Source organism: Streptomyces sp. NPDC102274, from assembly GCF_044766385.1.
GTDB lineage: Bacteria > Actinomycetota > Actinomycetes > Streptomycetales > Streptomycetaceae > Streptomyces.
In genome coordinates, this window is the sequence record NZ_JBIWLW010000087.1 from 1 (window position 1) to 8,211 (window position 8,211).

Genomic DNA, 8,211 nt, shown 5'->3' on the forward strand with positions numbered 1-8,211 from the left:
AGCCGAGCAACGCTGACATCACGGCGAGCGTGAGCAGTTCCGCGTCACTGAGCGTGGGCGTGATCCCGACCTTCGGACGCCATGGAGCCAGCCATAGCGAAGCCTTCAACTCGTCGTCGATCCGGGCATAGAGTGCTGTTGCGAGGGTGTCCACGTCGTTCGTCACACATCGACACTGGACGCCCTCGTGCCATGTCCGCAGGCCATCCCTTGGACTCACTCATCTAGTCACCGCCGGCCGCCACCGGTATGTCCGCCTCGCAACGCACCGGCACTGGACCGACGTCATAACAGGCGCACTCGACCGGCTCCAAGCCCTGCCGAATCCCGGCTGACCAGCACCTTCCCGTCCTCTCAAGGAGCATCACCCCACCAGAGCAGTGGATCCCGGCGCCCACCCGACGCGACATCCGGGCCACCGGCATTCCCACCACCAGCCCGCAACAGCAAAACGGCCCGTCGTATAACCCGGCTCTCACGCGACGTGAGACACGCGGCCCGCCGGGAGAAGGCCGGGGCAGCGGTAGGGCTACGGCATCCTGGAGGACGGCAGAGCAGATGGTCTCCGGCTGAGGGCCGAACCCGGCGGAACCGCCCACGTCGCCGACGGCTTGATCGCTCGAGTACGCGCACGCAGACGCCTCCGGAAATCGTCGGTGCGCATGGACGGAGAAGCGGAAATTCCATTCGGCCGAGGCGAAGGCCGTCCATCTACCGCGCTACTGTCCAAAGGAACCGCTTCGGTCATCCCGCGTCGGGGTTCTGCACACCAGGGCATCGAGGACGCGGCTGGCGACCTTCCGCCAGGACGACGCCGCTGCGGCTTGAAAGGCCTTGGCGCCCATCGATCGCGCGGTATCGGAGTCGCACAAAGTGAGCATGGCCTCGAGCAGCGCCGCAGGATCGTAGGGATCAACGACGATCGCGCCGTCGTTCAGAACCTCGGGCGCTCCACCCCTGATGGTTGCCACCACCGGCAAGCCGGACGAGGCCGCTTCGAGATAGGCGATGCCGGCCGCTTCGAACAGACTCGGCAGGACAAAACCCGTGGCCTTCGCGTACAGATGGTCCAGGAGAAGCTGTGCCGAGGCGTCCTCACGGGCAAGGAATCCGTGAGTGGTGACGCCAAGCATGTTTATCTGAGGGTGGTCACCCACCAGATCTAGCGACGCCTCAGGTCTTTGCTCACGCAGCATCTCAAACGCCTTCAGGACTGCGGCACCGTTTTTCCCCTTCCACTCGGATCCGACGAACAGGAATCTGGGTCTTGACCAATCACGGTCCTCGCCCGCCACAGCCGAACGCGGCCGATGGCCCATGCCCGTAACGACGATCTTTTCGGAAGGGATGCCGTATTCCTCCTCGAATGATATGGCAGCCCATCGAGTGGCCACACAACACACCGTGGCGACTTCGCTCGCCGCTCGTTGGCTTGCTGCCGAGCGAGCAAAGAGCTTAGGAGGAATGTTCGCCAGACTGGCATCCGAATAGGGGTCCCTGATCTGTTGCACCATCGTGGCGTCATCAAAGGTGATGACAGGTATCTCCTCGGGTAGCGCCGCGGGGAGGTCGTACAGTTCGGCGCCCATGGCCACGACAGCGTCCAGCGGGAGAGCCCGTGACAACTGGTTCGACAGTGCCCTCGTGTAGGCCCAACGGCTAATCCCCATGCGGGCAGCGACCTCGCCTCGCCTTCCCGTGCTCCTGGACAGCCCGGCAACCACCTCGCGCAGGCCACGGGGCACGACCGCGCCCACGGGCACCACGTCGCCCCCGCATTCCGAAAGACCGGCGGCGAGGCTGCTGGGTACCCCGGACCAGTTCGCAGGTGAAATCGCGTCAGGTGCTGGATAAAGAACTCCGATTCTCATACCGCTCCCCATTACTCTTGCTGGAATTCGACCCTTCAGTCCAAATTTAACCTTTTCGGCACAACACGGGCATGCTGAAAAATGCCCACGTCTCCCGATTTAGGCGCGTTCGCATCGTATCGATCTCACAGGTCATCGGAAAGCCCTTGCAGCGGCCTAACTAAAGCCGGCGAGCGTTGCGCCAGGCCGAGAGACGGCCTGCGGCCACTTGGTCGGCGGCGGGTTCCGTGCTGGCCCGGCCCGGCCAGGCATTCCCGTCCGTAAACGCGCAAGCCCCCTCTTTCGCCGACCGACAGGACTCTCCGTTTCGATGCACCCCGCGACACTCAGCTCGCCAATGCGGAAAGATCATGAAGGATTGACGCAACATTACCTACATGCATACCATCACCAACGGCCGTTACCCATGACGACATATTCGAAAATATGAGCCTCTCCAGCGCGGGGATATATCGAATGAGCAAAGCGAAAATGCTGGTCCGCACCGCCGCCGCGACTCAGGCGTACTCGAATATACACCGAGCACCCTCGATTTCCAAAAGGGAGCCGTGGACAGCTCCACGAAATAGGATGGCTAAACCTTCGAGCAAGCAACAATACATCATCCTGTCACCAACGATCAAGATCTGGCAAAAGTAACTCTAAGAACCAGAAAGCGGTGTCATTTGTGATACTCACAGGCCCCGAGATCATCAAATCCGCAGGCAGCGGAAAGCTCCGAATCTCACCCTTCAATCACGAACAGGTCAACCCGAACAGTTACAACGTCTGCCTTGGGGAGACCCTTTTGACTTACTCGTCCGATGTCATCGACGCCTATCACCCGAACCCCACGGAGACGACCAAGATAGACAATTCTGGACACGTCCTGCAACCGGACGAGCTTTACCTCGGCCACACAATGGAGGAAGTCGGATCAGATTTCTTCGTCCCTCTGCTGTTCGGCCGCTCCTCGGTCGGTAGGCTTGGTCTATTCGTAGAAATAACCGCCCCCATCGGAGATATTGGCTTTCACGGTCAGTGGACACTCATGCTCTCCCCAGTCAGGCCTCTCAGGGTTTATCCCGGCATGAAGATCGGACAGATCATGTTCTTCGACACGCTTGGCGACGTCGAGCCGTACACCGGAAAGTACCAGGGCGCTGTCGGTCCACAGGAATCACGCTACTGGCGAGACAAGCTCGAGGAGCAGCTGTGATTCTCACGCGATCAGAAATTACCCACGCGGTCGAAAGCGGTCACATAGCCATCCAACCTTTCGATCCGGGCCGGCTCTCACCGAACGCCTACGACTGGCGACTGGGCGAAACCATTCAGGTCTGTGATACCGATCTGGATGCCGCGCACTCGTCGGGGTTCGTCGAGCAAATCATTCCACCTACAGGAATGGTCCTACTGCCAGGCAATCTCTACCTCGGCGTCACCTATGAGCGGACCCAGTCTGAGCGATACGCTCAATTGATCAACGGGGACCGTACGGTGGGGACGCTGGGCATATGGGTTCACGTCTCAGCCCCTCTAGGCCACGTTGGTCATGCCATCAGATGGACTCTCGAAATACGAGTCGTCCGCCCAGTGCGCATCTATCCAAAAATGACTTTCGGTAAGATCATTTTTATCAAGGCCAAAGGGGAAATGGCGAGCTACCAGAACATGGGTCGTAAGTACACCAACAGCAGTGGGATCGAAAATTCACGCCTCTACGAGGAGATTACGTGACCATCGACACCGGAACCGGCATCCCGCACATTCTCACCGGAATTGATCTCCCTCACGATGGCCCGGGAGGAAGCGTAGAACTTCTTCGAGATCTCTACCTCAAGTCCGACTGCCCCCTGCCCGCCGACGTCTTCATGCTGTCCTCGGAAACAGAGGACGTCTCTGGATCGTCCGTGAAATCTCCCACCCTGCTCTCCGTTCCCGGGAAGGCGATATCGGGAGATAGCTTCTGGGCCTACGTCGACAGGCTGAGCATTGCGCTCAAGGAGCGTTTTTCCGCCTCCGACTACGATGTCCTTCATCTGCAGCATCTGACCTTCGGGGCGACGCCGGCACTGCAGCGCACCTTCCCTGAGCAGGCGAAGATCGCTTTCGTACACGGCACGGATCTGCTGTACGCCGCCGAAAATAAGACCCAGGCAAACGTGTTGCGAATGACTGTTGATACTTCGGACGCGATCGTTGTCCCCACATCGGCAATGGCCGATCATTTGCGGATGATAAGTCCCGTCGAATTAGACCGGATAGCACACATTCCTTGGGGGGTTCCCGACCACCTCCTGCGCCAGCACGGCATTCGGACTCAGCGTCATTCGTCCACTCTCCGCGTCCTTTATGCCGGGCGGCTGACAGCCGAGAAAACCACGTTGAGCATTTTCTCCGCCGTGGCTGAACTCGACGGAGTGGAACTCTCGATTGCAGCTCCCCCCACCGAGTATTCCAGGTTTGCCCAGCGAGGCCACCTCTCGGCCGTGCGATATCTCGGATGGCTGTCACGTAGGGGCCTTTGGCGCGAGTTCGCCAAGCACGATCTGCTAATAATCCCTTCGCTCAAACTCGAGGCGTTCGGGCTTGTCGCCATCGAGGCGCAGGCATGTGGCTTGCCGGTCATGTACCAGCCTGTGCCTGGCTTGAGCGAGGTCGTCGGTGATTCCGGGCTTGCGCTGGACTTCGGAGACGTCGAGGGACTATCCACTCAGCTCAAAAAGATCAGGGCTTCTCGGAGTCTTCTCGAAGAGATGAGCGCCGCAGGATTGGCCAACAGCAAGAGGTTCCCCCTATCGAAGACCGCCCTGGCGCTTAGCGATCTTTCTGTGCATATCATGCCCTGACCACGCGGATCAACGTGCCCGCTATATTCCACCTGCCCACGAATACGTTTTCGGGCAGCCTCGGCGACAGTGCATCAGCTGGAGTAATTAATGGGAAATAATTCGGCACAGGATGAATGCGTGTTTTGTGCTATCACCCAAGGAAGGCAGCCCGCTGCTGTCGTTTTCGAGGACGCCCTGACGATGGCCTTTCTCGACATCACCGCGGTGACGGACGGTCATACTCTCGTCATCCCGAAACGCCACGCGGCGACCCTCTGGGAAATAACGGCAGAGGACGCGGCTGCTGTGATGAAAACTGTTCACCGTATGGCACAGCGCGTCCGCGACGTTCTGGAACCGGACGGCCTGACTCTTTTCCAGGCGAACCGTGAGGCTGGCTGGCAGGACATATTTCATTTACACGTTCACCTCGTGCCGCGCACGACCGGCGACCACCTTTGTCGTCCGTGGACGGCCAACCCCGTAGACCTGAGTGAGCTCGCGGCCACTCAGAAGCGCCTCTCCTTGCTGCATGGGGCGCCGTAGCCTTCCCATGTCCCGGAGCCCGGCGGCAACGGCATCACCACCGGGCCACGGCCACGCGTTCAACTGCGGGTGCCGGGCAGTTGAACCGTTTCCATGAAACCTCTCCGCGAACGGGACACGCTCCACCGGTCATCGGGTGAGTCGGATCGTGGCTCGTAGGCCACGCCTCGACCACCGCTTCGAACGCCACCTCGCAATAGAAATGGAGAAGCGTCACGACTCGACCGCAGGTGGGCCGTCGCAGCGGTCACATCCCATGTAACCGTCAGCGTGCCGTTGACATATGAGCGAGCGGCCACGTGTGGACAGGAGCCGATCGCCTCGCCTATTGACCCGAAACTCCCGTGCTTGTGCGTTGAGCTGTGTCTGAGTGATCTGGTGAGGGATGTCGCGGCGTGAGATGCCCCCCCGGGTGTAGAACGGCTTCGCGTGCATCGCTTCTCGCTTCAGTCCCTGCCAAAAACGACCAGAGCATTGCCACAACTCGAGCCGATCCTGCCCATGCGCCTGCGGATGCCGTATCGGTCGCAGCCCGGTTGGAACACGGCCGAGGTGTAATGGGCGGATTCAAGTGGTCGTCGCAACACCTCGATCATGGAGGTGTCCGATGGGGCGACCGGCAGGGTGGACCACGGCGGTAACGGGACGTCCGGCGATGCGGTCGCCGGGCAGACCGCCTGTCCGCCGGGACGTGGAGCGCGCCTTCTGGAAGAAGATCGCCGAGGGGCTGACCAGCGAGGACGCGGCGATCGCCTGTGGCGTGTCGGGGCCGGTGGGAACCCGGTGATTCCGGGAACGTGGCGGGATGCCGTCGATCCAGCTCGGCCCAGTGTCGGACAGATATCTCTCCTTCGCAGAGCGCGAGGAGATCGCTCTGCTGAACGCCCAGGACACAGGGGTGAGGGAGATCGCCCGCAGGCTGGGCAGGCAGCCTTCGACGATCTCGCGGGAACTGCGGCGCAACGCCGCCACGCGCAACGGACAACTCGCCTACCGTGCCTCGACCGCGCATTGGAAGGCCGAACTGGCCGCGCGACGGCCGAAGCCGTCCAAGCTGTCCGGCAACGAGCGGCTACGCGAGTACGTCCAGGAACGCCTGGCCGGAGAGCTCCGCCACCCGGACGGCACCACGGTGCCGGGACCTGCGGCGCCGCGGTGGAAGGGACGGAACAAGCCGAGGCGTCAGGACCGCCGTTGGGCCACATCATGGAGCCCGCAGCAGATCTCCAACCGGCTGAGGGCCGACTTCCCCGATGATGAGTCCATGCGCATCTCGCACGAGGCGATCTACCAGGCTCTCTACATTCAGGGCCGCGGAGCGCTGAAACGTGAGCTCGTCGCCTGCCTGCGCACTGGTCGGGCACTGCGGGTGCCCCGGGCCCGCACCGCGGGCCGGGGGAAGAAGTTCGTCACCGAGGAGGTCTCGTGGAGCGCACCAGCCGGTTCGCGATGCTGCTGCACCTGCCGCCCATGCCCGGCCACGGCGGCACACGGGCCAAGAACGGGCCCGCCCTGGCCGGTCACGGAGCCGAAGCCGTACGCGATGCCCTCACAGAAGCGATCACCGGCCTGCCCGCCCAGCTCCGCAAGTCCCTGACCTGGGACCAGGGTTCGGAGATGGCGCAGCACGCCCAGCTCCGCATCGACACAGGTCTGGAAATCTACTTCGCCGACCCGCACAGTCCCTGGCAGCGCGGGACCAACGAGAACACCAACGGGCTGCTCCGGCAGTACTTCCCGAAGGGCACCGACCTCAGCAGGCATACCCGCGAGGACCTCTCTGCCGTCGCCGCCGCCCTCAACAGCAGACCCCGTAAGACCCTTGGCTGGAGAACGCCCTCCGAGACTCTCAACAGTCACCTACTATCGACACAAAATGGAAGTGTTGCGACGACTCCTTGAACCCAAGTTGCGACCCGCGGTCGCTGTGATGAATGAGACCGGAGCCCTTCTTGATCCTCCGTCTCCACAGCGCCATCTCCAGGGCGTCCAGCGGGAGTTCGGTCCGCATGTGCCCCGCTACCTGCCAGCCGACGATCACCGCGAATACACGTCCAGGACGAACTTATACATACGCCCACCCGGACCAGGTGCGCACATACGTCATGTCGGCCACCCACAGTTCGTCGGGCCGTGACGCGGTGAAGTCGCGGTCGACCAGGTCCGGCGGGCGCGGGGCCGTGGGCTCCGGGACCGTCGTGCGGCGGCGCCGCCCGCGGATGACGCCTTCGAGGCCGAGCTCGGCCATCAGCCGCTCGACGGTGCAGCGGGCCGCCTCGGCGCCCTTGCGCCTGAGGGCGCGGGTGATCCGGCGGGCTCCATAGGTGCCGCCCGACTCCGCGTGGATCTCCTCGATCAGCGGCATGAGCTGCTCGTCGCGGAGCCGGCGGGCTGACTTCGGCCGCTTCTTGCGGGCGAAGTACGTCGACGGCGACAGTTCGAGGACCCGGCAGACGGGATCGACCCCGAGGCCGTTCGCACGCAGGTGGTCGATCACCTGCTCGGCCTCGTCCGGGGACGGTCGATCTCCTGGGCAAAAAACACGCTGGCGGCTTTGAGGATCTCGTTCGCCCGCCTCAACTCCGCGACTTCCTTGCGGAGTTGCTTCAACTCGTCATGCTCGGCGGTGGTGAGCCGGTCGTTCCGTTCGCCGTGGTCGACCTCGGCCTGACGGACCCAGCCGCGCAGGGCCTCCTTGTGGATGCCGAGGTCCTTGGCGACGTGCGCGATAGGGCGGCCGGTGGTGCGGACCTCGCGGACCTCGCGGACCGCGCGCTCGCGGAGCTCGTCCGGGTATTTTCGGGGTGCTGGCATGGTGCTGGTGGTTCTCCTTCGCCAGGACCGTAACCCTGGCATCAGGGACTCCACAAATCTCAGTACAGCTCACCGCACCCCGGCGCCCAACTCCGTTTCACCGACGCCAACGGCATGCGCCTGACCTGCTTCGCCACCAACACTCCTGGCACCGCGATCGCCGGGCT

7 protein-coding genes and 2 pseudogenes are annotated in these 8,211 nt (G+C 62.5%); 5 read left to right on the top strand and 4 right to left on the bottom strand.

Translation table 11 applies throughout. From position 1 onward, the window contains the following. Both ACIRQP_RS41410 and ACIRQP_RS41415 read right to left on the bottom strand, forming a co-directional pair. A pseudogene (locus ACIRQP_RS41410) lies at positions 1-166 on the bottom strand (IS982 family transposase); the annotation flags it as partial. Between the two features lie 553 nt (positions 167-719). Next, positions 720-1,589 carry a glycosyltransferase family 4 protein gene (locus tag ACIRQP_RS41415; protein WP_403900500.1) on the bottom strand — a complete coding sequence of 290 codons (870 nt, stop codon included), beginning with the start codon at positions 1,587-1,589 and terminating at the stop codon, positions 720-722. A 949-nt stretch (positions 1,590-2,538) separates the two neighbouring features. Between ACIRQP_RS41415 and dcd the strand changes: the two genes are divergently transcribed. The 5 genes and pseudogenes from dcd (at position 2,539) to ACIRQP_RS41440 (ending at position 7,132) form a co-directional block, all read left to right on the top strand. Further along, on the top strand, positions 2,539-3,069 hold the full coding sequence (dcd, locus tag ACIRQP_RS41420) for a dCTP deaminase (protein WP_403900512.1): 531 nt from the start codon (positions 2,539-2,541) through the stop codon (positions 3,067-3,069). After that, positions 3,066-3,590 (top strand): dCTP deaminase domain-containing protein, encoded by a 525-nt coding sequence (locus ACIRQP_RS41425; RefSeq protein WP_403900502.1) that lies wholly within the window; start codon positions 3,066-3,068, stop codon positions 3,588-3,590. Before dcd ends, ACIRQP_RS41425 begins: the two co-directional genes overlap by 4 nt. Beyond that, positions 3,587-4,702, top strand: a complete 1,116-nt coding sequence (locus ACIRQP_RS41430; protein ID WP_403900504.1) for a glycosyltransferase family 4 protein — start codon at positions 3,587-3,589, stop codon at positions 4,700-4,702. The genes ACIRQP_RS41425 and ACIRQP_RS41430 overlap by 4 nt, the downstream gene beginning before the upstream one ends. Positions 4,703-4,792: 90 nt before the next feature. Beyond that, positions 4,793-5,230 (top strand): HIT family protein, encoded by a 438-nt coding sequence (locus tag ACIRQP_RS41435; protein WP_403900506.1) that lies wholly within the window; start codon positions 4,793-4,795, stop codon positions 5,228-5,230. 607 nt (positions 5,231-5,837) lie between these two features. Next, positions 5,838-7,132, top strand: a pseudogene (locus ACIRQP_RS41440) (IS30 family transposase). Between the two features lie 163 nt (positions 7,133-7,295). Here ACIRQP_RS41440 and ACIRQP_RS41445 read toward each other — a convergent pair. Beyond that, complete coding sequence (locus tag ACIRQP_RS41445; RefSeq protein ID WP_403900508.1) at positions 7,296-7,727, bottom strand: IS3 family transposase; 432 nt, start codon at positions 7,725-7,727, stop codon at positions 7,296-7,298. After that, positions 7,724-8,044, bottom strand: coding sequence for a transposase (locus ACIRQP_RS41450; protein WP_403900510.1), 321 nt, complete (start codon positions 8,042-8,044; stop codon positions 7,724-7,726). Before ACIRQP_RS41450 ends, ACIRQP_RS41445 begins: the two co-directional genes overlap by 4 nt. Positions 8,045-8,211: the final 167 nt, after the last annotated feature.